Annotated in this window: 24 protein-coding genes; 15 read left to right on the plus strand and 9 right to left on the minus strand. The window is 68.3% G+C overall.

The annotated features are described in order from the left end of the window. Positions 1–229: 229 nt before the first annotated feature. Genes OA56_RS02935 through rpoS form a run of 7 tightly spaced genes read left to right on the plus strand, consistent with a single transcriptional unit; the run spans position 230 to position 5,654 of the window. A complete protein-coding gene (locus tag OA56_RS02935) occupies positions 230–1,189 on the plus strand; it encodes an MBL fold metallo-hydrolase (protein ID WP_055422848.1) in 960 nt (319 codons plus the stop codon). Further along, positions 1,186–1,938, plus strand: coding sequence for a tRNA threonylcarbamoyladenosine dehydratase (locus OA56_RS02940; protein ID WP_461583357.1), 753 nt, complete (start codon positions 1,186–1,188; stop codon positions 1,936–1,938). Before OA56_RS02935 ends, OA56_RS02940 begins: the two co-directional genes overlap by 4 nt. Then, the gene (locus OA56_RS02945; protein WP_141056233.1) at positions 1,935–2,318 is read left to right on the plus strand and encodes a sirohydrochlorin chelatase; all 384 of its coding nucleotides are present in this window, start codon (positions 1,935–1,937) and stop codon (positions 2,316–2,318) included. Before OA56_RS02940 ends, OA56_RS02945 begins: the two co-directional genes overlap by 4 nt. A gap of 57 nt (positions 2,319–2,375) precedes the next feature. Further along, positions 2,376–3,134, plus strand: a complete 759-nt coding sequence (surE, locus tag OA56_RS02950) for a 5'/3'-nucleotidase SurE (RefSeq protein WP_461583358.1) — start codon at positions 2,376–2,378, stop codon at positions 3,132–3,134. After that, positions 3,131–3,787, plus strand: coding sequence for a protein-L-isoaspartate(D-aspartate) O-methyltransferase (locus OA56_RS02955; RefSeq protein WP_461583359.1), 657 nt, complete (start codon positions 3,131–3,133; stop codon positions 3,785–3,787). Before surE ends, OA56_RS02955 begins: the two co-directional genes overlap by 4 nt. Positions 3,788–3,810: 23 nt before the next feature. Further along, a complete protein-coding gene (locus OA56_RS02960; protein ID WP_141056232.1) occupies positions 3,811–4,671 on the plus strand; it encodes a M23 family metallopeptidase in 861 nt (286 codons plus the stop codon). Positions 4,672–4,685: 14 nt separating this feature from the next. Beyond that, positions 4,686–5,654: an RNA polymerase sigma factor RpoS gene (rpoS, locus tag OA56_RS02965; protein WP_461583360.1), complete on the plus strand. Its 969-nt coding sequence runs from the start codon at positions 4,686–4,688 to the stop codon at positions 5,652–5,654. On the opposite strand, the gene OA56_RS02970 is transcribed toward rpoS, so the two are convergent. From OA56_RS02970 to OA56_RS02980, 3 genes are read right to left on the minus strand one after another with little or no spacing between them, the layout of a single operon-like run. Next, on the minus strand, positions 5,636–7,663 hold the full coding sequence (locus tag OA56_RS02970; RefSeq protein ID WP_461583361.1) for a transglutaminase TgpA family protein: 2,028 nt from the start codon (positions 7,661–7,663) through the stop codon (positions 5,636–5,638). The two genes, rpoS and OA56_RS02970, sit on opposite strands and share 19 nt — an antisense overlap. Then, positions 7,660–8,643 carry a DUF58 domain-containing protein gene (locus OA56_RS02975; protein ID WP_055422841.1) on the minus strand — a complete coding sequence of 328 codons (984 nt, stop codon included), beginning with the start codon at positions 8,641–8,643 and terminating at the stop codon, positions 7,660–7,662. The genes OA56_RS02970 and OA56_RS02975 overlap by 4 nt, the downstream gene beginning before the upstream one ends. Then, a complete protein-coding gene (locus OA56_RS02980) occupies positions 8,640–9,566 on the minus strand; it encodes an AAA family ATPase (protein ID WP_461583362.1) in 927 nt (308 codons plus the stop codon). Before OA56_RS02980 ends, OA56_RS02975 begins: the two co-directional genes overlap by 4 nt. Positions 9,567–9,675: 109 nt before the next feature. Between OA56_RS02980 and OA56_RS02985 the strand changes: the two genes are divergently transcribed. The 6 genes from OA56_RS02985 (at position 9,676) to OA56_RS03010 (ending at position 15,283) form a co-directional block, all read left to right on the plus strand. Then, complete coding sequence (locus OA56_RS02985) at positions 9,676–10,602, plus strand: histone deacetylase family protein (RefSeq protein ID WP_461583363.1); 927 nt, start codon at positions 9,676–9,678, stop codon at positions 10,600–10,602. Positions 10,603–10,653: 51 nt separating this feature from the next. Next, a complete protein-coding gene (gene dapA / locus OA56_RS02990) occupies positions 10,654–11,544 on the plus strand; it encodes a 4-hydroxy-tetrahydrodipicolinate synthase (protein WP_055422838.1) in 891 nt (296 codons plus the stop codon). Between the two features lie 17 nt (positions 11,545–11,561). Further along, positions 11,562–12,704 (plus strand): outer membrane protein assembly factor BamC, encoded by a 1,143-nt coding sequence (bamC, locus tag OA56_RS02995; protein ID WP_461583364.1) that lies wholly within the window; start codon positions 11,562–11,564, stop codon positions 12,702–12,704. A 4-nt stretch (positions 12,705–12,708) separates the two neighbouring features. Then, entirely contained in the window at positions 12,709–14,016 is a 1,308-nt protein-coding gene (gene rlmD, locus OA56_RS03000; RefSeq protein WP_461583365.1) for a 23S rRNA (uracil(1939)-C(5))-methyltransferase RlmD, read from the plus strand. A 9-nt stretch (positions 14,017–14,025) separates the two neighbouring features. Then, complete coding sequence (locus tag OA56_RS03005; protein WP_461583366.1) at positions 14,026–14,415, plus strand: diacylglycerol kinase; 390 nt, start codon at positions 14,026–14,028, stop codon at positions 14,413–14,415. A 67-nt stretch (positions 14,416–14,482) separates the two neighbouring features. Next, positions 14,483–15,283, plus strand: coding sequence for an undecaprenyl-diphosphate phosphatase (locus tag OA56_RS03010; protein ID WP_461583367.1), 801 nt, complete (start codon positions 14,483–14,485; stop codon positions 15,281–15,283). On the opposite strand, the gene OA56_RS03015 is transcribed toward OA56_RS03010, so the two are convergent. The 5 genes from OA56_RS03015 to OA56_RS03035 all read right to left on the minus strand — a co-directional run bounded on the left by OA56_RS03015 (position 15,268) and on the right by OA56_RS03035 (position 22,587). Continuing rightward, on the minus strand, positions 15,268–17,862 hold the full coding sequence (locus OA56_RS03015) for a [protein-PII] uridylyltransferase (RefSeq protein ID WP_141056225.1): 2,595 nt from the start codon (positions 17,860–17,862) through the stop codon (positions 15,268–15,270). The two genes, OA56_RS03010 and OA56_RS03015, sit on opposite strands and share 16 nt — an antisense overlap. Beyond that, the gene (gene map, locus OA56_RS03020; protein ID WP_055422833.1) at positions 17,846–18,673 is read right to left on the minus strand and encodes a type I methionyl aminopeptidase; all 828 of its coding nucleotides are present in this window, start codon (positions 18,671–18,673) and stop codon (positions 17,846–17,848) included. Before map ends, OA56_RS03015 begins: the two co-directional genes overlap by 17 nt. Before the next feature lie 17 nt (positions 18,674–18,690). Then, positions 18,691–19,795, minus strand: a protein-coding gene (gene prfB, locus OA56_RS03025; RefSeq protein WP_141056223.1) for a peptide chain release factor 2 whose coding sequence is annotated in 2 segments (ribosomal slippage) — positions 18,691–19,713 and positions 19,715–19,795 — 1,104 coding nt in all. Because the reading frame shifts where the segments join, the coding sequence is not laid out codon by codon here. Positions 19,796–19,834: 39 nt separating this feature from the next. Continuing rightward, positions 19,835–21,553: a single-stranded-DNA-specific exonuclease RecJ gene (gene recJ / locus OA56_RS03030; RefSeq protein ID WP_461583368.1), complete on the minus strand. Its 1,719-nt coding sequence runs from the start codon at positions 21,551–21,553 to the stop codon at positions 19,835–19,837. Continuing rightward, entirely contained in the window at positions 21,550–22,587 is a 1,038-nt protein-coding gene (locus OA56_RS03035; RefSeq protein ID WP_055422831.1) for a hypothetical protein, read from the minus strand. Before OA56_RS03035 ends, recJ begins: the two co-directional genes overlap by 4 nt. Before the next feature lie 51 nt (positions 22,588–22,638). On the opposite strand from OA56_RS03035, the gene OA56_RS03040 reads away from it, so the two are divergent. Beyond that, positions 22,639–23,889 carry a lipoprotein-releasing ABC transporter permease subunit gene (locus OA56_RS03040; protein WP_141056221.1) on the plus strand — a complete coding sequence of 417 codons (1,251 nt, stop codon included), beginning with the start codon at positions 22,639–22,641 and terminating at the stop codon, positions 23,887–23,889. Then, positions 23,882–24,586, plus strand: a complete 705-nt coding sequence (locus OA56_RS03045) for an ABC transporter ATP-binding protein (RefSeq protein ID WP_055422829.1) — start codon at positions 23,882–23,884, stop codon at positions 24,584–24,586. Before OA56_RS03040 ends, OA56_RS03045 begins: the two co-directional genes overlap by 8 nt. Positions 24,587–24,610: 24 nt before the next feature. Here the strand turns inward: OA56_RS03045 and OA56_RS03050 are convergent, their stop codons facing one another. Then, positions 24,611–25,180 (minus strand): DUF2062 domain-containing protein, encoded by a 570-nt coding sequence (locus OA56_RS03050; RefSeq protein WP_461583369.1) that lies wholly within the window; start codon positions 25,178–25,180, stop codon positions 24,611–24,613. Between the last annotated feature and the right edge of the window lie 7 nt (positions 25,181–25,187).

Below are 25,187 nucleotides of genomic sequence, written 5' to 3' on the forward strand. Positions count from 1 at the left end.
CACGATGTTTACACATATTTGGTGTGAGTAACCGTTCTAGGAAGAGGGGGCTGCTTCTGGTCCCGATCGTCCCGGTGAAGCAAAAACCCGCACCGGGATTTGCGTTTGACGAATCGTACGAATCGCGGAATCGATGCGCTGGATCGGCGAGCTCGGCGACGGTGGCGGCCATGGTCTTTTGCTACCATGAGGCTGCAGGGCTGAACCTGCCTGGCGAGAGGGGGCAACGGTGGACTATGTGATCGCACACGAGGACGGGGTGCTCACCGTCGATACGGGCTATCTTCGCCCGGGTTTGGCGGCGGTGCACTTGATCGTGCAGGACGGGCGGGCAGCGGTGGTCGATACGGGGGTGAATGCCTCGGTGCCGCGGGTGCTGGAGGCGCTGGCGGCAAGCCACGTTCCTCCCCAGGCGGTGGACTACGTCCTGCTCACGCACGTGCATCTGGATCATGCCGGCGGAACGGGGCATCTCATGGCGGCCTTGCCCAACGCCCGACTGGTGGTGCATCCGCGCGGGGCACGCCACATGATCGATCCGTCGCGCTTGTGGCAGGCGGCCGCCGCCGTCTATGGCGAAGCCGAAACGTACGCGATGTACGGGCATCTCGTGCCGGTGCCGCCCGAACGGGTGATCGCCGTGGAGGACGGGCAAACCTTCCATCTCGGCACTCGTCCCCTGACGATCTGGCACTCGCCGGGACATGCGCGCCACCACGTCGTGATCCATGATCCGGCGGCGGGGGCGGTGTTCACGGGGGATACTTTTGGCATTTCGTACCGTGAGCTCGACGTGGCGGGGCGGGCTTCGGTGATCCCGACGACCACCCCCAGCGAGTTCGAGCCGGAAGCACTGCACGCTTCGATCGAGCGCATTCTCGCCGCTGGGCCGACGGCGGCGTATTTGACGCACTTCGGCCGGGTGCGCGAACTGGAGCGCTTGGCTGCGGATCTGCATCGCTTGATCGACGCCTACGTGGAGGTGGCCCGGGCGGCGCGCGGTGAGGGGGTGACGCGGCATCTGGAAATCCTCGGCGGGCTCGATGCCTTGATGCAGGAGGAAGCGGAGCGGCAAGGCTGGCCGTTGCGCGGAGAGGCGCTCACCGAGTTCCTGCGCATGGACATGGAGCTCAATGCCCAAGGCTTGGGAGTGTGGCTCGACCGGCAGAAACGGGCAAACGCCGGATGAGCGAGGCCGTCGATCTCGAGCGGCGTTTCGGCGGCATCGAGCGTCTCTATGGCCGGGGGGTGCTTGCCCGACTGCAGCGCTGCAAGGTGGCGGTGGTCGGGGTGGGCGGAGTCGGTTCCTGGGCGGCCGAAGCGCTCGCACGCAGTGGCGTGGGGGGCTTGCGCCTCATCGACCTCGACGTGGTGGCGGAATCGAACTGCAACCGGCAGGTGCATGCGCTCTCTTCGACGCTGGGGCGCGCCAAGGTGGAAGTGATGACGGAGCGCTTGGCCGACGTCAATCCCCTGCTGTCGTGCGAGCCGATCGACGATTTTCTCACGCCGGAGAATTGCGCCGCGCTCATCGCCGGCATGGACGCGGTGATCGACGCCGTGGATGGGGTGCGCGCCAAGGCGGCGCTGGCTGCGCAGTGCCGGGCGCAGGGAATTTTCCTCGTGATGACGGGCGCGGCCGGCGGCAAGCGCGATCCGGCGCGGATCGAGGTGGCCGATCTCACGCAGACGCTGCAAGATCCGCTGCTGGCGAAGACGCGGGCCCTGTTGCGCCGGGAGTACGGCTTTCCCCGCGGCCGGGAGCGCTTCGGCGTGCCGGCGGTATTCTCTTCCGAGCCGATGCGCCGCGATGCCCAATGCGATGCCCGCGCGGGGCTTGCCTGCGCCGGCTACGGCTCGAGCATGATGATGACCGCCGCCATGGGCCTGATCGCCGCCGAGCGGGTGGTCGCCCGCTTGCTGCAGGAGGGGAGATGAATACGGCCCCGGCGGTGATCCTCTTCGCGCATGGGGCGCGCGATCCCCGGTGGGCGGAACCGGTGCTTGCCTTGGCACAACGGCTGCGGCAGACCCTGCCCGAGGCGTACGTGCAGCCGGCGTTCCTCGAGTTCCTTTCTCCGAGCCTGCCGGAGGCGGTGGAGGCGGCGCTTGCGCGCGGCCATCGGCGCGTGGCGCTGGTGCCGGTGTTCATCGCCGTCGGCGGTCATCTGCGCGAGGACCTGCCGCAGCTGCTTGCCTGCGTGCGCTCGGCGCACCCGGACGTCTCGATCGAGGTCCTTCCTGCGCTGGGGGAAGCGGAAGCGGTACGCCGGGCGATGGCCGATACCGTTTTGGAATGGATCGCGGAGGGTGCATGAAACGTGTGGTGCCGCTGTGGTAATATCGACACACGAACGATAGCCCGCGAACGATCCATGCGTTTCCTGCTCAGCAACGACGACGGTTATTTCTCTCCCGGCCTCGAGGCGCTCGCGCATGCCCTGCGCACCCTGGGCGAGGTGACGGTGGTGGCGCCCGAGCGCGACCGCAGCGGGGCGAGCAATTCCCTCACGCTCGATCGTCCGCTCATCGTGCGGCGCGCGCCCAACGGGTTTTATTTCGTCAATGGCACGCCGAGCGACTGCGTGCACCTCGCGGTGACCGGCATGCTCGACCTGCAGCCGGACATGGTCATCTCGGGCATCAACATCGGCGCCAACATGGGCGACGACACCGTCTATTCCGGTACGGTGGCGGCGGCGACCGAAGGCTATCTGCTGGGGGTGCCGTCGCTGGCGGTGTCGCTGGTGAGCAAGTCGCCGCAGGATTTCTCCACCGCGGCCTATGTCACACGCCGCTTGGTCGAACGGCTCATGTCCCGACCGCTGTCGCAGCGGGCGGTGCTGCTCAATGTCAATATCCCCGATCTGCCACTGCCGCAACTGAAGGGGTATCGGGTGACGCGGCTGGGGCGGCGGCACAAGGCCGAGGCGGTGATTCCGGCGCAGAACCCGCGCGGTGAGACGGTCTACTGGATCGGTCCGGCGGGCAAGGCCGCCGAGGCCGGCGAGGGAACGGATTTCCACGCCGTGGCCGAAGGCTACGTCTCGATCACTCCCCTGCAGATGGATTTGACGCACTACGAGCTGCTGCTGGAGGTCGAGCGCTGGCTGCAGGAGACGGGGGCGCCATGAGCACGGCGCCGGCACGCCTCGATACGATCTCGGCGCGCGCGCTCGAGCGCCTGCTCGAGAAGCTGCGCCATGAAGGCATCCGCGACGAGCGGGTGCTGGAGGCGATGCGCCGCGTGCCGCGTCACCATTTCGTCGAGGAAGGCCTGCAGCTGCGCGCCTACGACGACATCGCCCTGCCGATCGGCTTTCAGCAGACGATTTCCCAGCCCTATGTGGTGGCGCGCATGCTCGAGCTGCTGCTCGCCGGGCGCGAGGCGGGGCGCACGCTGGAAGTGGGCGTGGGTTGCGGGTATCAGACGGCGCTGCTCGCGCAGCTCGCACCGGAAGTCTATGGCATCGAGCGCATCCGCGCGCTCTTCGAACTCGCGCGGGAAAACCTTCGCCCGTTTCGCTTGGCGCACGTGCGCCTGAAACACGGCGATGGTATGCTGGGCCTGCCGGAAGTGGCGCCGTTCGACTCGATCATCATCGCCGCGGCCGCGCCCGTCGTTCCTACGCCGCTCATCGAGCAGCTCGCCGAGGGCGGGCGCTTGGTGATGCCGGTGGGCGATGCGGCGCAAACGCTGCGGGTAGTCGATCGAACCTCTGCCGGGCTCGTGATCGCGGAGCACGACCCGGTGCGTTTCGTGCCCTTGCTGGGTGGAGTGGGTTGAATGAATGCCGAAGGAGCCGTGAGATGACGAAAGCGTGGAACCGCCGCGTGGCGTTCCTCTTGGGATGGACGGTGGCTCTGGCCGGCTGTTCGAGCGCGGTCAAAGCGCCTGTGGCCGATCGCTCCACGGCAAGCCCGTCGAGTGCGTCGGCTCCGGCCGCGAAGGCGCCGGAGGCGGCCACCGAGACGGTCTATCACGTCGTTCAACCAGGCGAGACTTTGCGCGGCATCGCCCGGCAATACGGCGTGACGACGGCGGAGCTGATCTCCCTCAACCAGCTCTCCGATCCGAACCGCATCGTCGTCGGTCAGCGTCTGAAGATCCGCGAGGGAACCTCGGTGGCGGCGAGCCCGGGGACGGGGGTGCAGGTGGTGCCGGTGCCGGTCGAAGGCGGGCCCGAAACGGTGAGCGCGGCGCCCGTGGTCACCTCACCCAAAGGGGGGCGCACGGGGGCGGAGGCGGTTCCCGCACCCGTCGCCCCGAAAGCGGAGGAACAAGCGCCGGGCGCTGCGAGCGAGGGCTGGCAGTGGCCGGCCGATGGACCGATCCTCACCCGCTTCAATGGCACCACCGTCAAAGGAATCGACATCGGCGGCAAGGTGGGCGATCCGGTGCGCGCGGCCCTCGATGGCACGGTCTCCTATACCGGCGAAGGGATCGAGGGCTACGGGCTCATCGTCATCATCCAGCATCCCAACGATTACGTCTCGGTGTATGCCCACAACAGCAAGGTCCTCGTCAAGGAAGGCCAGCAGGTCAAGCGCGGCGAGGTGATCGCGGCCGTGGGCCAGACCGGCAAGGACATAAAACAACCCAAACTGCATTTCCAGATCCGCAAGGCCGGCCAGGCCATCGATCCGCTCAAACTCTTACCCCCACGCTGAGGAGGCGATGCGCCATGGAGGAGAAAGACTTCACCGCGATCGAAGCGATTTCTGCCGACGGGGAAGCGACGTGGTGGGACAGCGAGGACGAGGCCGAGGAGGTACCGCCGGAGATCGCCGCGTTCGACGAAGAATCAGCCGTCGACGACGAGCTCTTCTCGGACGTCACGCAGCGCTACCTCAATGAAATCGGCAGCTTTCCTTTGCTCTCGGCCGAGGAGGAGCGGCGGCTGGCGCAACTGGCCAAGGAAGGGGACGAGCAGGCGCGCCGCACCATGATCGAGCGCAACTTGCGCCTGGTGGTGAGCATCGCCAAGCACTACCAGCACCGCGGGCTGCCTTTTCTCGATCTGATCGAGGAGGGCAATCTGGGGCTGATCCACGCGCTCGAGAAGTTCGATCCTTCCCGCGGTTTCCGTTTTTCTACCTACGCCACCTGGTGGATCCGGCAGAACATCGAGCGGGCGATCATGAACCAGGGTCGCACGATCCGCCTGCCGATCCACGTGATGAAGCGCATCAACCGGCTCTATCACGCGCGCCGGGCGGAGGCCACGGAAAACGGCGGCGAGACGCCCCAGTCGCTCGCCGAGCGCCTCGGACGTCCCGTCGAGGAAGTGCACGAACTGCTCGCGTTGCTGGAACCCACGGCTTCGCTCGATGCGCAGATCGACCGCGATACGGCGCGCTCGCTCGTCGAGCTGGTGGCCGACGAGTCCAGCCTCAGCCCGGAAGAGCAGATCTACAACGCCGAGCTCGAAGCGCTGGTGCAGCGCTGGCTCGATGCCTTGCCGCCGAAACATCGTTTCGTCGTCGTGCATCGCTACGGCTTGCGCGGCATCCTGCCGCAGACGCTAGAAGATCTCTCCGACGAGATGGGGCTCACCCGCGAGCGGGTGCGCCAGATCCAGCTCGAATCGCTGCGCCGGCTGCGCCACATGGCGCGCGAATCGGGGCTCGACGGTCAGGCGCTTTTTTCCTGACGCAGGCGGCGGCGCAGCTGGTGTAGGGCGCGCCGCATCGCCGCGGCGGCTTCCTCCGTTGCCAGACCGCCGCCGTAGCGCGCTTGGAGATAGGGGCGAAGCAGGGCCTCGATTTCTCCGCTCGCCTGGGGAAAGTGCCGCATCAGCCGCCTGCCGTAATCGAGCGGTCCCTCGGCCGGGGCGCGCGCCAGGCCGCGGCGCGCCATCAGGCGACAGAAGCGGTGCCACTGCCGCTCCAGGGGGTCGCGCGATGTCGGTGGCCGTTGCAGCCACCAGGCGAGCAGGGCCGCGAGCGCGAGCGCCATTCCCGTGGCGGCGAGCGCCCAGCCGAGGGCGCGGTCCGGCCTCCAGCCCAGACTGCGCCACAGGCGATGCTGGCGCTCGGCATCGAACCCCGCCACCCACACGTTCCAGCCGTATTCCCAGGCTTCGAGCTGGGCACGCAGGCGCCAGGCCCAGCGCCATTCGGGGCGCAAGAGTAGCGGCAACCCCTCGCGTTCGAGCAGCACTTCCCCCAGGCCCCGCTCGGCGCGCTCGGGTTGGGCAAAGGTGGTCGGATCGACGCGCACCCAGCCGTGAGGCGCGAGCCAGACTTCCACCCAGGAGTGCGCATCCGCCTGGCGGATGATCCAGGTGCCGTTGGCCGGATTGCGCTCGCCGCCGAGGTAGCCGAGCACGATGCGGGCAGGAATCCCCGCGGCGCGGGCCATCACGGCGAAGGCGTCGGCGAAGTGCTCGCAGAAGCCTGCGTGGGTGTCGAAGAGGACGGCATCGGCGCTGTCGCGCGCCACCGGCGGTGGCGTCAGGGTATAGCGCAGCTGCCGTTTGCGGAAGAAGTCGGCGATGGCTTCCAGCCGGGCTTCGGGTTGGAGGTATTCCCGGGCGATGGCTTCGCCCGCTTCGCGGGTGCGGGGATTCGCCTGCGGCGGCAGGAAGGTCAAGGCGCGGATCGCGGTCGACGTCAAGGCCTCGGGCAGCGGCTCGCCGAAGCGCGCCTCGCCCGTGAAGCGCGTGCGCTGCAGCAGCGGCCGGCGGGCGCGCCAGGATCCGGTCGAAGTGCGCTCTACTTCCACCGCGCCGCTCAGGGCGTGGGTACGCTCCAGGGTAAATATCCATGGCAGGTCGGACGGCTCCTGCAGGCTGCGGTAGCGTACCTGGGCCGGCCCCTGCGTGGCTTCGAGCGCAGGGTTCGGCGCGCGCCAGGGGGAAGGCTTCCAGCTGCGGCCGTCGTAGACTTCGAGCACCGGGCCGCGCCAGTAGCGTGCGGCAGGTAGTTCCCCTTCCTGGACTTCGACGACGAAGGCGATCTCGTCGGAGCGGGCGAGTTGGGCGATGCTGCCTGCTTCCAGCGTCTCCGACAAGCCCGTTTTGCCGGCGCGGGCATCGGCGGGCAGCCCCCACAGCGGCCCGGGGACGCGCGGCACCAGCACGAAGAGGAGCAGCGCGAGCGGAATCGCCCAGGCCATCGTTCGAGCGGCGTCGCGCGCCGGCTGGTCGGTCGGCAGCCTCTGGAAGGAGGAGAGCGTGAGCCGAGCGCAGGCAAGCAGCACGAGTCCGGCCCCAGCGAACACCGCCAGCGCGTGCAGCGGCGTCTGTCCGCGCAAAAAGACTGCCGTGAGGAGGAAGAGGGCGAGCGCGGCGACCATGCGCTCATCCCGTTCGCTACGCGTTTCGAGCCATTTCAGCCACACCAGCAGGGCGACGAGGGCAACGCCCGGTTCCTGACCGAACCAGTAGCCGTACTGCCAGCGTACGCCGAGTGCGCAGGCAAGACCTGCCAGCCACAGACGCCAGCCGGTGAGCGGTCCGGTCTCTTGGCGGCGGCGCAGGAACCAGACGACGGCGAGGACGGCGATACCGGCCTGGATGCCGAGGGGAAATTCGTTGAACTGGCTTCCCAGGGCCAGCATGAGTGCGAGGGCGAGCGGCGCGGCGGCCGTGCCGGCAAGGGGCCCTGTCAGCAGCTTCAGTCCGCGCAGCAGCGGTGCGATCGGCGCCGTCGCGTTCATGCCGCCTCCGGGGGGAAGAGGGCGAGGCGGCGCAGCACGGCGTGCAGATGGGATTCGCCCCGATCCGGAGGCATGAGGCCGTCGGGCAATTCCACGCCAAAGGCCAGACCCTGGCGATGGGCACCGAGTACCCAGGCGCACAGGCGCGAGAGGCGCGCTTCCACGTTGCCCGCGCCCGCGGTGTCGTTCCAGCGCAGGAGCACGGTGCCGGCGGCTGGCCCTTCACGCCGGGGCAGCATGCGCGGCCCACCGCGGGCGACGATCTTCCAGAGCACGCGCCGCAGCGGTTCGCCGGCCCGCCAGGGGCGAAGATCGGCGAAGTCCTCCTCTCCCGGCCGGACCCCCGCGGACATCGCGCCCGCCTCCTCGGCCAAGGATGCGGTTGCGGGCCAGGGGGGAGCGTCGGGCTCGGGCCGGGGATAGACCCATGCGCTCGTCGTGGGCCAGAGCACCGTCCAGGCGCGAAACCAGCCGAAGGGGTGGCGTGTGGCGACGACGAGGCGCCCGAGACGTACGAGGCCGCGCCGTTCGGTGTCCTGCTCGAGGAAGACGCGAACGGACCCCTCGGTGGGGGTGAGCCAGGCGAAGGCGTGCGCTTCCGGCGCCGTGAGCTCTAGCGGGCGGAAACGCGCCACCTCGGAGCGCAGCATCACCGGCCAGCGCAGGCGCTCTCCGGCGAAGACCGCTTCGGGCTCACCGACGTCGATCGCCACGCCGCGCAGGCTGGCGGCCGTGGCCGGGATCGCCATGACCGCCACGGCGGCGAGCCAGAAGACGAGGGCGTGGCCGAGAGAGAGCGAGTAGTTGATGGCGAGCAGCCAGAGCACGAGCAGAGTGAGGGCGTAACCGGCCCCGGCGGCGGTGGGAAGAATGTAGAGGGTACGGTTCGTGACGGTGAACGTGCCCCCGGGCGTGGCGGCGCGGCGGCGCTGCCAGCGTTCGAGTCGCTTTCTCCAGCTCGGGACGGCGCGTCCGGTCACGGCACCGGCACCGTGGAGAGGATGCGGGCCGCCGTCTCCTTGGCATCCTCGCGCGCTCCGCCGCGGTGTAGCACCAGGCGGTGCGCGGTGGCGGCGACGAACACGGCCTGCACGTCTTCCGGCAGCACGAACTCCCGGCCGGCGAGGAAGGCGTGGGCGCGAGCCGCAGCGAGCAGGGCAAGCCCGCCGCGCGGGCTCAGGCCGAGCCGCACGCCGGGATGCGTGCGGGTCTCCTGCACGAGCGCGAGCACGTAGTCGAGGAGCGCCTCGCGCGCTGCCAGGGAACGCACCTCGGCTTGCCAGACGCGCAGCTCCTTGGGGTCTGCCAACGGGCGCAGGGCCGACAGTGCGGCAGTACCTCCTTCGCCGGCGAGCAGCCGTTTCTCCACCTGGGGCGGCGGATAGCCGATCTCCAGGCGCAGCAGGAAACGATCGAGTTCGCTCTCCGGCAGGGGGTAAGTGCCCACCTGTTCGAGGGGGTTCTGCGTGGCGATCACGCAGAACGGCTCGGGCAGGGGGTGCGAGGTGCCGTCGACGGTGACCTGGCGCTCGGCCATGGCCTCGAGCAGGGCGCTCTGCGTCTTGGGGGAGGCGCGGTTGAGCTCGTCGGCGAGCAGCACCTGGTGGAAGATAGGCCCGGGCACGAAACGCAGTTCGCGCCGCGCCTCGTCGTAGACCGACAGTCCTAGCAAGTCGGAGGGCAGGAGGTCGTTCGTGCCCTGGACGCGCCCGAAATCGAGCCCGAAGACCCGGGCGAGGGCCTGCGCCAAGGTCGTCTTGCCGATGCCGGGCAGGTCTTCGAGGAGCAGGTGTCCGCCGGCGAGCAGCCCGGCGAGCGCCAGGCGCACCGTCGTCCCTTTCCCTAACAGCACGTTTTCCAGTGCTTGGCATATCGCGCCCAGGCGCTCGAATGAAGGGCTCATCGCGGGAGATTGTCAGCCAGGAAGAAAGACCCGATAATAGCCGATACGGACGGGCGCGACGGAGGAGACGGCCCAAGGAGCCCGTCCGCCCAAGGAGGGGATCCCCAACATGACGATGACCGCCCTGATCACCCATCGCGAGTGCGCCTTGCACGAGATGGGCTCTTATCACCCCGAATGTCCCGAGCGGCTGGCGGCGATCCAGGATCGATTGATCGCTACCGGCCTCGACCAGTATCTCGTCTACTACGATGCTCCCCTGGCCGAGCGCGAGCATCTGCTGCGAGCCCATACGCCCGAATATCTCGATGCGCTCTTTGCCAGCGCCCCGGAAAAAGGCTTGGTGCACCTCGACCCGGACACGGCCATGAATCCGCACACCCTGCGCGCGGCGCTGCGTGCGGCCGGGGGCGGCGTGTTCGCGGTCGATCTGGTGATGAAGGGCGAGGTGGAGAACGCCTTCTGCCTCGTGCGTCCGCCCGGCCATCATGCCGAACGCAGCAAGGCCATGGGCTTTTGCTTCTTCAACAACGTGGCCGTGGCCGCCCTGCACGCGCTGGAGACGCATGGGCTCGAGCGGGTGGCCATCGTCGATTTCGACGTGCATCACGGCAACGGCACCGAGGACATCTTCCGCAACGACCCCCGGGCGATGATGGTGAGCATCTTCCAGCATCCGTTCTACCCTTATTGCGGCACCGACGATCCGCCCCGGCACATGGTCAATATTCCGGTGCCGGCGGGAACCCGGGGAGATGCCTTCCGTCAAATCGTGTGGGACATCTGGCTCCCCGCCTTGCGCGAGCACCAGCCGCAGATGCTTTTCATCTCCGCCGGCTTCGATTCGCACTACGAGGACGACATGGGCGGGCTCGGCCTGGTGGAGAACGATTACTTCTGGGTGACGCAGCAGCTCATGGATCTGGCGAAGGAATGTGGCCATCGGCGCATCGTCTCCACGCTCGAGGGCGGCTACAATCTCTCCTCGCTCGCGCGCTCTGCGGTGGCCCACATCAAGGCCCTCGCCGAAAGCTGAAATCCGGACGTACAATACACGCTTTGTGCCACCTTTTCAGGAATCGCACGCATGAACCGCATCACTGGCTCCCTGGTCGCCATCGTCACCCCCATGCATGAAGACGGCAGTCTCGACTGGGAGCGCTTCAAGGCCCTGATCGATTGGCACGTGGCTGAAGGAACCGACGGCATCGTGGTGGTCGGCACCACCGGCGAATCGCCCACCGTTTCGTTCGAAGAGCACGTCGAGCTCATCCGCGTGGCGGTGGCGCATGCCGCCGGGCGCATTTCCATCATCGCCGGCACGGGAGCCAACGCGACGCGCGAGGCGATCTACCTCGCCCAGGCGGCGAAGGAGGCCGGGGCCACGGCGCACCTCTCGGTCGTGCCCTATTACAACCGCCCGACGCAAGAAGGGCTCTACCGGCATTTCCGCGCCATCGCCGAGGCGGTGGACCTGCCGATGATCCTCTACAACGTGCCGGGGCGCACGGTGGCCGACCTGGCCAACGACACCACGCTGCGCCTGGCGCAGATTCCCAACATCGTCGGCATCAAGGATGCCACCGGCAATCTCGACCGGGCCTGCGATCTCATCGACCGCGCCCCCGAAGGGTTCCTGCTCTACTCCGGCGACGACATGACGGCGATGGCCTTCATGCTGCTTGGCGGCCACGGCACGATTTCGGTCACCGCCAACGTCGCGCCGCGGCTGATGCACGAGATGTGCGCCGCGGCGGTGGCAGGCGACGCTCTTCGCGCGCGCGAGCTCAACCGGCGGCTGGTCGGCCTGCACCGCGACCTTTTCTGCGAGGCCAACCCCATTGCCGTGAAATGGGCGCTCGCGCGCATGGGCCGCATCGCCGACGGCATCCGCCTGCCGCTCACGCCCCTGTCTTCCGTCTACCACGACCGTGTTCGCGCCGCCCTGGCGCGTGCCGGTATCACGCTCCCGCTTTGATCCCTGGAAACGACTGCATGAAGTATTTCTTCCCACGCGAACTGGCCGGCTCGCTCGCGGCGCTGGCGGCCGTCGGCGTGCTCTCTGGTTGCAGCAGCAGCGAGCTGCTCGAAGGCAAGAAGATCGATTACCGCAGTGAGCAGAAGGTGGCACCGCTCGAGGTGCCGCCCGATCTCATCTCTCCGGCCAAGGAAGACCGCTTCGTCGTGCCGACCACCTCCGGCAAGGGCGGGGCCACGTTCTCGGCCTACGTCGCCGAGCGCAACGCGCCCAAGGAGGCCTCGCAGCGCGAGGTGCTGGTCGAGCCGAAGGCGGGTATGCGCATCGAACGTGCCGGCACGCAGCGCTGGCTCGTGGTCGAGGGCACGCCCGATGCGATCTGGCCCAAGCTGCGCGATTTCTGGCTCACCATGGGCTTTTCGCTGGCGGTCGATCGGCCCGACATTGGCGTGCTCGAGACCGACTGGGCGGAGAACCGGGCGAAGATCCCGCAGGACTTCATCCGCAACACGCTCGGCAAGCTCGTCGACAGCCTCTACTCCACGCCCGAGCGCGACAAGTTCCGCATGCGCATCGAACCGGGCAAGCGCCCCGGCGAGATCGAGGTCTACATTTCGCACCGCGGCATGCAGGAAATCTATCCCACCGAGGCCAAGGATCGCACGATCTGGCAGCCGCGACCGCCCGATCCCGATCTGGAGGCCGAGATGCTGCGCCGCCTCATGGTCTATCTCGGCGTGAAGGAGGAGCAGGCGCAGCAGATGCTGGTGCAGGCCCAGCCCAATCAGCGCGCGCGGCTCGAAACCGACGGCAACCTCGCCCGTTTGGTGGTCGAGGACAACTTCGACCGGGCGTGGCGGCGCACGGGCCTTGCGCTCGACCGCATCGGCTTCACGGTCGAAGACCGCGATCCGGCCGGCGGCATCTACGTCGTGCGCTACCTCGATCCGGATGCCGACACCGGCGAGAGCCAGGGGTGGTTCTCGCGCCTCGCGTTCTGGAAGGGCAGCGACAAGCCGCAGCAGAATTCGCAGTACCGCGTGCGGGTGCGGGGGCAAGGGGATACGACGGTGGTGCAGGTGCTCACGCCCGACAGCCAGCCGGATACCTCGAAGACGGCCAAGCAGATCCTCGAACTGCTCTACGAAGAGCTGAAGTAAGGCCGTGGATCGGGTCCGCATCGAATCGCTCGATCTCGAGGGCCGCGGCGTGGCGCACGTCGAGGGCAAGGCCGTCTTCATCGAAGGGGCGCTGCCCGGCGAGCTGGTCGAGTTCGCCGTGCTGCGGCGCCGCCCGAGCTACGAGCTGGGGCGGCTTGTACGGGTGATCCGCCCCTCCAGCCAGCGCGCGGCGCCGCGCTGCCCGCACTTCGGGGTGTGCGGGGGCTGCGCCCTGCAGCACTTCGAGCCGGCGGCGCAGGTGGCGGCCAAGCAGCGGGCGCTGGAAGACGCGCTGTGGCACATCGGCCGGCTGCGCGCCGAGCGTCTGCTCGCGCCCATCCACGGGCCTTACTGGGGCTACCGCAGCCGCGCGCGCATCGGGGTGCGCCTGGTGCCGAAGAAAGGCGGCGTGCTCGTAGGGTTTCGCGAGCGCAAGAGCAGCTACATCGCCGACATGACGCGCTGCGAGATCCTGCCGCCGCACGTCTCGGCCCTGCTGCCGGTGCTGCGCGCGCTCATCGGCGAGCTTTCCTGCCCCGACCGCATTCCCCAGATCGAGGTGGCGGTGGGCGACGACGGGACCACCGTGCTCGTTTTCCGCCATCTGGTGCCGTTGCTGCCGACCGACCGCGAAGCACTCGCCGCCTTTGGCGAGCGTCACGGAGTGCAGGTGTGGCTGCAGCCCGGCGGGCCGGATTCGATCGTTCCGCTCTTCATCGGCGAGGGACGGCCGCTCGCCTACCGGCTGCCGGAGTTCGGCCTGACGCTCTTCTTCGCACCGACCGATTTCACCCAGGTGAACGTCGCCGTCAACCGCTTGCTGGTGCGCCGCGCGATCGACCTGCTCGAGCCACGCCCCGGGGAGCGCATCGCCGATTTCTTCTGTGGGCTGGGCAACTTCAGCCTGCCGATCGCCCGCCGCGGCGCGCAGGTGCTGGGCATCGAGGGGTCGGAAGCTCTGGTGGCGCGGGCCCTCGAGAATGCGCAAAAAAACGGTCTGGCCGAACGTTGCCGCTTCGATGCCGCCAACCTCTTCACCGTCACGCCCGACAGCCTCGCCGCGCTCGGGGTGTTCGACAAGTGGCTGGTCGATCCGCCGCGCGACGGGGCGATCGAGCTCGTCAAGGCGATCGATCCGGTTCATGGGCCGCGCCGTATCGTCTATGTCTCGTGCAACCCGGCCACGCTCGCGCGCGACGCGGCGGTGCTGGTGCATGAGAAGGGCTATCGGCTGGAATCGGCCGGGGTGGCGAACATGTTTCCGCACACGGCGCACGTCGAGTCGATCGCGCGCTTCGAGCGGGCCGGCTGAGGGCGGGCGGTGCAGCAGGAGGCGGCGCGGCGCAAGAACGAGGGGGGATGGCGGCATGCCTTCGTCGCCTTCGTCTATTCCTGGCGCGGCTTGCGCGCCGCCTGGCGCCACGAGGTGGCGTTCCGTCAGGAGGGGATCGTCTTTTTGCTCGCTGTGCCGGCAGCTTGGCTTTTGGGTCGCAGCCCGGCCGAGCGGGCGTTGCTGGTTGCCGTGACCTTGGCGGTGCTGGTGGTCGAATTGCTCAATTCGGCGATCGAGGCAGTGTGCGATCTGGTGCATCCCGACGCCCATCCCCTCGTGGGGCGGGCCAAGGATCTGGGCAGCGCGGCGGTCTTGCTGTCGATCGCGTGCGCTGCGCTCGTGTGGGGCGGGGTGCTGTGGATGAGGGTGTTCGATTGAGGCGCGCCGGCGGCTTGGGGAGCCTTACCGCATGCCGGAGCGCGGCCATTCATGGGGGATCTTACCGGTGTCAGGGATATCTTGGTGGGAAGCAGCCGTCTTGGGGATGGTGGAAGGGGCGACCGAATTTTTGCCGATCTCTTCGACGGGACATCTCATCATCGTGCAGGATCTGCTGGGGCATACGGACGAGGCGAGCAAGGTCTTCAACGTGGCCATTCAGCTGGGGGCGATCCTGGCCGTGTGCTGGTATTACCGCGATCGGCTCTGGCGGGTGACCCAGGGCCTGGGGCACGATCCGGCGGCGCGGCGTTTCGTCCTCAATCTGTTCGTCGCCTTTTTGCCGGCGGCGCTCATCGGCCTCGTCGCGCACAAGGCGATCAAGACCTACCTCTTCTCGCCGCTGACGGTGGCGCTCGCCTTGGCGCTGGGGGCGGTGCTCATCTTCGTGGTGGAGCGCTGGCGCCCGGCGCTGCGCATCCAGTCCGTCGACGACATGCGGCCCGCCGATGCCTTGAAGGTGGGATTCGCGCAGAGTCTGGCGCTCATTCCCGGAACCTCACGTTCCGGAGCGACGATCATCGGCGGGATGGCGTTCGGCCTATCGCGCCAGGCGGCCACCGAATTCTCTTTCTTCCTGGCGATTCCGACCATGTTCGCGGCGGTGCTCTACGATCTGGCCAAGAGCTGGTCGGCCTTGAGCCGTGACGATCTGACGGCGATCGCGCTGGGTTTCGCCGTGGCCTTCGTTTCGGCCTTGGCGGCGGTGCGCTTTCTGCTCGGTTTCGTCGCGCGGCACTCGTTCGTCGGCTTCGCGTGGTACCGGCTGGCGCTCGCGCTCGTCGTCTGGGCTTATTTCGCCGTTTGAGGCAGGGCGATCGCGCGGGCGAGCTCGGCCGCCAGGGCGTTGCGCCGCTCGGGCGCTTCGAGCATCTCGCCGCGGATGAGGAAGGTGTCTTCGGCCCGCTCGCCCAGGGTGTCGATGCGCGCCATGTCGATGGCGATGCCGTGGCGCGCGAGCGTGCGCACGATCTTGTAGAGCAGTCCCGGCTGGTCGACGGCGGTCACGCTCAGCACGTAGTGCTGACCGCGCTCGTCCGGACGCAGATGGATCTGCGGCGGAAAAGGAAAGTGGCGCACGAGGCGCGGCAGGCGCCGTCCGCCGAGATCGGGTTCAGGCGGAGGGCCTTCCTGCATCAGCCGGCGCGGCAGTTCGTACTCGAGCAGGGGCAGTAGTTCGCGCGCCGGCAGATCGTCCGGGGCACGCAACACGAAGCTGTCGAGCGCATAGCCGGCGTGCGTGGTGTGGATCTTCGCCTCCCACACGTCCAGCCCCAACTGGGCGAGACCGGCGATGAGCCGCAAGAGCAGCTCGGGAGCGTCGCGCGTATAGACCATGAGCTGGATGCCGCTGCCCTCGCCGTCGGGCAGCAGCCGCGCGCGCACCACGGGTTCTTCCTGTTGGAAACGGCCGTAGAGGATGCGGGTGTGCCAGGCGATCTCTTCGGCGGAATGGCGCAGGAAGTAGGCGGTATCCAGCGTGCGCCAGAAAGGGGTTTCGGCCTCGGGGCGCAGACCATGGAAGCGCAGCAGCCGGCGGGCATCTTCGAGCCGGGCGGTGAGCGGATCGTGCGCGAGGCCCTGGCGGCGCTGGCGCAGATGGCGGCGCGTGGCTTCGAACAGATCCTGCAGCAGGCGCTCTTTCCACGGCGTCCACACTTTGGGGCTGGTGCCGCGGATATCGGCGTGGGTGAGGAGGTAGAGGGCAATGAGGCGGCGTTCATCCCCCACCAGGGCGGCGAAGCGCGCCACGACCTCCGGATCGCTGATGTCTTCTTTCTGCGCGGTGCGCGACATTTCCAGGTGATGGCGCACCAGCCAGACGGCGAGCTCGGCGTCCGGCTCGGCGAGCCGGTGTTCGCGGCAGAATCGTTCGGCCTCTTCCGCGCCGATCACGCAATGATCTCCACCCCGCCCCTTGCCGATGTCGTGGAAGAGCGCCGCGAGGTAGAGCAGCCAAGGCTGCCCGAACTCGAACATGAGCGCATTCATCGCGGGGTATTCGTGCGCGTGTTCTCCCATGGTGAAGCAGCGCAGGTTGCGCACGACCATCAGCGTGTGGGTATCCACGGTATAGGCGTGGTAGAGGTCGTACTGCATCTGGCAGATGATGCGCCGCCAGGGGGGGATATAGCGGGAGAGGATACCGAATTGGTTCATCCGCCGCAGGCCGTGCACGATGCCGCGGCGCTGGCGCAGCAGGTCGAGAAAGAGCGCCTGGTGGCGCGGTTCGAGGTGATAGGCGTCGTCGATGAGCTCGCGGTGCGCCCACAGCAGCCGCAGGGTGCGGGCGGTGAAGTCGGTGAGCTCGCTTCGTTGCGCGAGCAGCAGGAAGACTTCGAGGAGGGCTTCCGGGTGGCGCACGAAGACCTCCTCGCTCACCACGTCGAGCCGGTCGCCGCGCTGCTGGAAGCGCTCGTTGATGGGGAAAGGCAGGCGCTGACGTTCGGGAAAGAGCGCTTCGGCGAAGGTGGCCATGAGGATGGCGTTGACCTGCAGCACCTGCTTGGCGGTGAGGTAGTAGCGGCGCATGAAGACTTCGGCGGGGCGCCGCCCGTCGCGCCCGGCGATGCCCAGGCGCTGGGCGAGCTGCTCTTGGTGGTCGAAGAGCAGCCGGTCTTCGGCGCGGCGCGAGAGTAGATGCAGATGGATGCGCACGCGGGCGAGGAAGCTCTGGCAGCGCGACAACGCCTGCGCTTCGGTGGGAGTGAGCAGACCTTTGGCGGCGAGCGCCGACCAGCCGCCGCGGTAGCCGAGCGCCCGGGCGATCCACACGAGCAGCTGCAGGTCGCGCAGCCCGCCGGGGTGTTCCTTGCAGTTGGGCTCCAGCGCGAAAGGGGAGCCGAGCATGCGGGCGTGGCGCTGCTCTTGTTCCTGGCGCTTGGCTTCATAGAAGGCGCGCGGGTCGAGCCAGGTACGATAGCGTTCGCGGAACGTGCGATAGAGCACGCGCGATCCGGCCACCAGACGCGATTCGAGCAGGTTCGTGGCTACCGTGATGTCCTCGTCGGCGAGCGCGAGCGACTGTTCGAGGGTGCGCACGCTCGCGCCCACCTGCAGCCCCACGTCCCACAGCGCGGCGACGAGGGCGTGCACCCGGGCCTCGTCTTCGGCATCCGCCGCTTGGGCCAGCAGGATCAGGACGTCGATGTCGGAGTGGGGATAGAGCTCGCCGCGGCCGTAGCCGCCCACGGCCAGGAGCGCCGCGCCGCGCGGCAAGGGATGGGTTTCGAGCAGGCGGCGCAGGGTTTCGTCGACCAGGTGCGCGTGGCGCGCGAGATAGCGCGCCGGCGAGAGGGAGCCTTCGAGGAAGGCGCGCGCGAACGCTTCGCGCCCCGTGGCGAGTTCGTCCTTGAGCGGGGCGAGGTGTTCAGCCGATGAAGCCATGGCCGAAGCGCTCGCGCACGATCTCGGGCGGCGGCGGGCAGCCGGGCGAGACGGTGAGTACTTCCACGCCGGTGTGGGTGACCAGCACCGCGTGTTCCCATTGCGCCGAGAGGCTGCGATCCTTGGTGATGACGGTCCAGCCGTCGGGCAGCACCGAGGTGGCCGCGCGGCCGGCGTTGATCATCGGTTCGATGGTGAAGATCATGCCGGGCTTGAGCTCGATGCCGGTGCCGGCTTTGCCGTAGTGCAGCACCTGCGGGTCTTCGTGGAACTTGCGCCCCACGCCGTGGCCGCAGTATTCGCGCACCACGGAGAAGCCGTGGCGTTCGGCATGGTGCTGGATGGCGGCGCCGATGTCGCCCAGGCGCGCCCCGGGCCGCACTTGGGCGATACCCAGCCACATGCATTCGAACGTCACCTCCACCAGGCGCTTGGCGAGGATGCTCGTCTCGCCGCCCACGACGAACATGCGGCTGGTGTCGCCGTGCCAGCCGTCCTTGATGACGGTGATGTCGATGTTGAGGATGTCGCCTTTCTTCAGTTTCTTCGGCGCGGGGATGCCGTGGCAGACGACGTGGTTGACCGAGGTGCAGATCGACTTGGGGTAGGGCCGGCTGCCGCCGCCGGTGTAGTTGAGCGGCGCGGGGATGGTGCCCTGGACGTTGACCATGTAGTCGTGACAGAGCCGGTCGAGCTCCTCGGTGGTCACGCCCGGCTGCACGTAGGGGGCGATGTAGTCGAGCACTTCGGCGGCCAGCCGCGAAGCGACGCGCATTTTTTCCAGGTCTTCGGGATTGGTATAGATCGCCATCGTTCGTTCGCTTCCGGTCAGACGCCCTGTTTGAGCGAGGCTTCGATGAAGCCGTCGAGATCGCCGTCGAGCACGGCCTGGGTGTTGCCCACCTCATAGCCGGTGCGCAGGTCCTTGATGCGCGACTGGTCGAGCACGTAGGAGCGGATCTGGTGCCCCCAGCCGATGTCGCTCTTGCTCTCTTCGAGCTTTTGCTGTTCCTCGCGGCGCTTGCGCAGCTCGTGTTCGTAGAGCCGGGCACGCAGCATGGACATGGCCGCGGCCTTGTTCTTGTGCTGCGAGCGGTCGTTCTGGCACTGCACGACGATGCCCGTGGGCAGGTGCGTGATGCGCACGGCCGAATCGGTGCGGTTGACGTGCTGCCCGCCGGCGCCCGAGGCGCGGTAGGTGTCGATGCGCAGATCCGCCGGGTTGATCTCGATCTCGATGGAGTCGTCGACTTCGGGGTAGACGAAGACCGAGGCGAAGCTGGTGTGACGCCGGGCGTTGGAGTCGAACGGGCTCTTGCGTACCAGCCGGTGGATGCCGGTCTCGGTGCGCAGGTGCCCGTAGGCATAGGGGCCGGAGACCTTGATGGTCGCTCCCTTGATGCCGGCCACTTCCCCCTCGGATTCTTCGAGCAGCTCGGTCTGGAAGCCCTTGCGCTCGCAGTAGCGCAGGTACATGCGTTCGAGCATCGCCGCCCAGTCCTGCGCTTCGGTACCGCCGGCTCCGGCCTGGATCTCGATGAAGCAGTTGCCCGGATCCATGGGGTCGGAGAACATCCGGCGCAGCTCGAGTTCGTGCAGCCTGGCTTCGACCGCTTCGACTTCGGGGATGAGCTGCTCGAGCGAGGTTTCGTCGCCCTCTTCCTTGGCGAGCTCGAAGAGCTCGGCGAGCGCCTGGGCCGAGTCGGCCACCTCTTCGAGCGTCAGGACGACGTCTTCGAGCGCGCGCTTTTCCTTGCCGAGTTTCTGCGCCTGCTCGGGGTCGTTCCACACCGCCGGGTCTTCGAGGGCGCGGTTGACTTCTTCGAGCCGGCTTTTCTTCTCGGCGTAGTCAAAGATACCTCCGTAAGTCGGCACCGCGCTCGGCCAGGCCGTGGATGCGGGCTTCGAGTTCGTTGATCGCTTGGGCGTCCATCGTTGCTCCTGAAAAATGGTTGAAAATTTTGCTCGGGAATTATACGCTGTCCGGTTCGACCCCGGCCGGGCGGGCGAGTTCGATCTGCAACCGCAAGCGCTCGACGCCGTTCCAGGCGTCGCGTACCGGCCGGTAGGCGAGTTCGACCTGGGCCGGCAGCGGTTCGGCATGGCCGAAGAAAATCGCCTCGCACGGCTGGCGGTCGCGGTGCAGCTTGAGCTGCAGGTGCACTTCCTTGAGGAGGCGCTGCTCGAGCACGGTGAAGGTGTCGAGAAAGAGGGGGGCGGGAAAGCCCTGTCCCCAGACTTCGCCCTCGAGCCGGCCGACGGTGGTGAGCGTGAGCGCTTCGAGGGGGAGCGAGCCGTCGGTGGGCAGCTCCGCCACGCCCAGCGCCTCGGTGCCGATCGTCTGCGCCGCCTCTTCGAAAGCCTGCTCGAAGCGGGCGAGGTCGGCGGCGCGCAGCGTCACGCCAGCGGCCATGGCGTGCCCGCCGAAGCGCAGCAAGAGCCCCGGGTGTTTCTTGCTGATCCAGTCGAGCGCATCGCGCAGGTGCAGCCCGGGCACGGAACGGCCGGAGCCCTTGAGCAGATCTTCATCGCCCGGGGCGAAGGCGAAGACGGGGCGATGGTGGCGCTCCTTGATGCGTCCGGCGACGATGCCGATCACGCCCTGGTGCCATTCGGGATGAAAGAGCGTGAGCGTGGCGCGCCCCTCGAGCGTGAGGGCATCGAGCGCGAGTTCGGCCTGCTCGCGCATCTGCGCTTCGATCCCGCGCCGTTCGCGGTTGATGTCCTCGAGCCGCTGCGCGAGTTCCAATGCGCGGCTTGGGTCGTCTTCGATGAGGCAGGCGATGCCCAGGCTCATGTCTTCCAGCCGCCCGGCGGCGTTGAGGCGGGGGCCGAGGAAGAATCCCAGGTCCTGGGCGGTGGCGCGGGCGGGATCGCGCCTGGCCACCTGGAAGAGGGCGCGTATGCCCGGCTGCATCCGGCCGGCGCGGATGCGCGCCAGCCCCTGGGCCACCAGAATGCGGTTGTTGTGATCGAGCCGTACGACGTCGGCGACCGTCCCCAGAGCGACGAGATCGAGCAGTTGAGCGAGATTGGGTTCGGGGCGGGTGGAGAAGGTGCCGCGGCGGCGCAGCTCGGCGCGCAGCGCCAGCATCACGTAGAAGACGACGCCCACGCCGGCGATCGCCTTGCTGGGGAAGTCGCAGCCGGGCTGATTCGGGTTGACGATGGCATCGGCCTCGGGGAGGACGTCGCCGGGAAGATGGTGATCGGTGATGACGAGGCTCATGCCGAGCGCGCGGGCGGCCGCGGCCCCTTCGACGCTGGCGATGCCATTATCGACGGTGATGAGCACGTCCGGCGCGAAGCGTTCGGCCGCGAGCGCCACGATCTCGGGCGAGAGCCCGTAGCCATAGGTGAAGCGGTTGGGCACGAGAAAATCGACGTGCGCCCCCATGGCGCGCAGGGCACGCACCGCCACGGCGGTGGCAGTGGCGCCGTCGCAGTCGTAGTCGCCGACGACTACGATGTGCGCCTGCGCGTCGATCGCCTCGGCCAAGAGCTCTGCCGCCTCGCGCGTGCCTTTCATCGCCTCGGGGGGCAAGAGGCGCGCGAGCGCCGTGTCGGTCTCGGCGGGGTGCTCGATGCCGCGGGCGGCGTAGAGGCGCGCGAGCAAGGGGTCGATGCCGGCTACGAGCAGCCGCTCCAGGGCGCGGCGAGGCGTGGAGCGGACGATGGGGCGAGGGGTCATGGGGCGGTTTCCTCCAGCAGCCGCGCGAGTGTGCGCGGGCGGCGAACAAGGCGGCTCAGGGGTGCGAGACGGCGGCGCCATGGGGTGATCTCCAGGCGCAGGCTCGCCTTGTCGCCCGGCAGCAAGAGCGAAAGGCGTGGCAGGCGGGCATCGAGCGCGGCGAGCCAGTCGCGCTCGAGGGCGGCGAGGACCGTGCGCCAGCCGGTGAGATCGAGCCGGCGGCAGGGGTTCTCGGCGGCATCGAGGAGCGCCACGTCGAATTCCTGGCCCGCATCGCGCTCGGCGAGTACGAGGTCGTGGCCAGCGGCGCCCGCCCAGCCGCGCGCAAGCGGATCGAGCGTGCGTGCTCCCAGCACGCGGCGGGGAGGGACGGCGTTCGCCGCCGGCCGTTCGTTGCCCCAGAGCCACAGCGAATCGACGGTGGGCCATCCCCGGCGGCGGCGCTCGGCATTGATGGGGTGGGCGTGCAGCCAGATTTGCAGCTCGTTCATCAGCCGCCGCCAGCGCCGGGCGTCTTCCCCTTGGGGCAAGAGGGCGTCGAGCGAGCGGCCGGAGGCTTCGTCGAGCGGGGCGAAGCGCACGCCCTCGACGGGAGCGGCGAGCCGCAGGTAGCCGCGCTGCGGCGCAACGAAATCGAACCCGAGGATCCAGTCCGGAGCGATCTGCGTGAGCCAGGCGGAGAGGGCCGGAGCGAGGGCAGCGGCTTCTTCGGGGCTCAGCCCGGCTTCGCCCGGTTCGGTGACGACGATGCGGTCGCGTGCGAGCGTCAGCATCACTGGGTCGGCGCACAGCAGGGACCCTCCGGCGGCAGGCGGCGCTTTCTCTTCTTCACCGCGGCGGCGCAGTTCGGCCAGCGGCGCCGGCGCCGGTCCCAGCACGGCGGCGAGCGTTTCGCGGTATGATCGCGGCGATTCGCGACGGCAGGCGCCCACGGCGAGCCATCGTTCGAGCGTGGGCTGCGGGAGGCCGTCGAGCAGGCCGTGCGCGCCGGCGTTGGGCCAGAGCAGGCCGGGGAGGACGACGGTCGGACTCATGCGGCGATTGTACCGTCGACGGCGCACGCCACGGAAAACGGAAAAGGGACGATGTACGAATGGTTCATCGGCTGGCGCTATACCCGCCGGCAACGCGGCACGCGCGGGCGCAACGCCTTTGTGTCGTTCATCTCGCTGGTCTCCATGCTGGGCCTGATGCTGGGCGTGGCCGCCCTCATCGTGGTGTTGTCGGTGATGAACGGCTTTCAGGACGAACTGCGCCATCGCATCCTGGGGGTGGCCTCGCACATCGAGGTCACGGCCCAGAGTGGCATGCTCGAAGAATGGCCGGCGGTGCTCGACCGGGTGCGACGGCATCCGGAGGTACTCGGCGCCGCGCCCTTCATCCAGGAACAGGCGATGGTGAGCGGCAACGGCCGCGTGCAGGGCGTGGGGGTGCGGGGCATCGAGCCCTCGCTCGAGCGCGGCGTCGCACAGTTCGCCGACTATTTGCGCGCCGGCAGCCTGGAGGCCTTGCAGCCGCATTCCTACGGGATCGTGCTGGGCACGGATCTGGCGCGGCGCCTGGCCGTGGGTCTGGGGGACGAAGTAACGCTGATCGCACCCACGGCCACGGCCACGCTGGCCGGTGTCATGCCACGGGTGCGCGCCTTCCGCGTGGTCGGACTCTTCGAATCGGGGATGTATGAATACGATTCGGGTCTGGTGCTGGTGCATCTGCGCGATGCCCAGGCGCTCTATCGCTACGGAGAGGCGGTCTCGGGGGTGCGCCTGAAAGTGCGCGACCTCTTCGCCGCCCCGGCTGTGGTGCGCCAACTCGCCCCGACGCTGCCCGCCGGCCTGTGGCTGCGCGACTGGACGCAGACGCATGCCAATTTCTTCCGCGCCGTGCAGCTGGAGAAGACCATGATGACGCTCATCCTCTTTCTCATCGTGGCGGTGGCCGCGTTCAACATCGTCTCCACGCTGGTGATGGCAGTGCAGGACAAGACCGCCGACATCGCCATTCTGCGCACCCTGGGCGCGAGCCCGGCTTCCATCATGGGGATCTTCGTCGTGCAGGGCACCACCATCGGCGTGCTGGGGCTGGCGGCGGGGCTCGCGCTGGGGCTGACGATCGCCCATCACCTCGACGTGGTGGTGCCGGCGCTGGAGCATCTCACCGGGGCGACCCTGTGGAACAAGGAGATCTATTTCCTGAGCGAGCTACCCTCGAAGGTGCTCGCTGCCGACGTGCTGCGCGTGCTCACCGGCTCGTTCGTGCTCACGCTGCTCGCCACCCTCTATCCCAGCTGGCGCGCTTCGCGCCTGCAGCCAGCCGAGGCGCTGCGCCATGAGTGAGACGACGGCCAGGGGGGCCGAAACGCCGGTACTGGAGGCGCGGGCGCTGAGCAAGGTATACCTCGACGCGGGCGCGCCGCTCACCATCCTCGACGGCGTGGATCTGACGGTGATGGCCGGCGAGCGTGTGGCCATCGTCGGGGCTTCCGGTTCGGGCAAGAGCACCTTGCTGCACCTGCTGGGCGGGCTCGACCGGCCCAGTAGCGGCGAAGTGGGCTGGTCGGGGCAGGCGGTGTTCGCGCTCGACGAAGCCGCCCGCGGCCGGCTGCGCAACGCCATGCTCGGCTTCGTCTATCAGTTCCACCATCTGCTGCCAGAATTCACTGCGCTCGAGAACGTGGCGCTGCCGTGGATGATCCGGCGCCGGCCTAGGGCCGAGGCGCTGGAGCGAGCGCGGGCGCTGCTGACCGAGGTGGGGCTGGAAGCGCGGCTGGCGCACTTCCCGTCCCAGCTCTCGGGCGGGGAGCGCCAGCGCGTGGCGATCGCCCGGGCGCTCGTCACCGAGCCGCCCTGCCTGCTCGCCGACGAACCCACCGGCAACCTCGACCGGGCGAACGCCGAGCGCGTCTTCGAATTGCTGCTCTCGCTCACCCGCACGCGCGGCATGGCGCTCGTAGTCGTCACCCACGACGAGCGGCTCGCCTCCCGGCTCGACCGCCGGCTCGTGCTGGAAGCGGGGCGGCTGGTAGCAGTATGATGTAGTGATGTCAGCTCATCCCTGCTACTTTTTAGGTGCAAGGGAAGTCGTCGCCATGCGACGTCGGCTCCGACGCCGGCGCCACTGGTGCACGAGATGCCATCGCCACCAGGCGCGCACGAGGAAATAGCCTGCAATGGCAAGCGTGCTTGCCAGCACGAAGAGGCCGAGAAAGAGCGGCGTCCCCAAGGAGGCCACCCAGGCGAACGCCTGATCCATCCATTCTCTCAGGCTTTGCTCACCCCATTCGGGTGCGGGCTGAAAGCCGCCGTTTTCTCGTCCGAGCAGGAAGCTTCCGATCTGGAAGGCGGCGAAATAGATCACGGGGATGGTGAAAGGGTTCGTATAGAGGGTGGTGAATACGGCAACCGGTAGATTGGCGCGAAAGAGCACGCACAGGAGCGCGGCGGTGAGCATCTGGAACGGCCCAGGAATGAGGCCGCACCACAGGCCGATGGCGACGCCCGCCGACACCGAACGGCGGTTGATGTGCCACAGTCGCGGGTGGAGCAGGGTGTTGCGAAACGGTCTCAGCCAGCGGTTGTCGCGTACGACTTCGTGATTGGGCAGAATGCGTTTGAACCAGCGGCGCATGGGAGCC

The sequence above is a fragment of the Tepidiphilus sp. HLB4 genome (assembly GCF_054823945.1).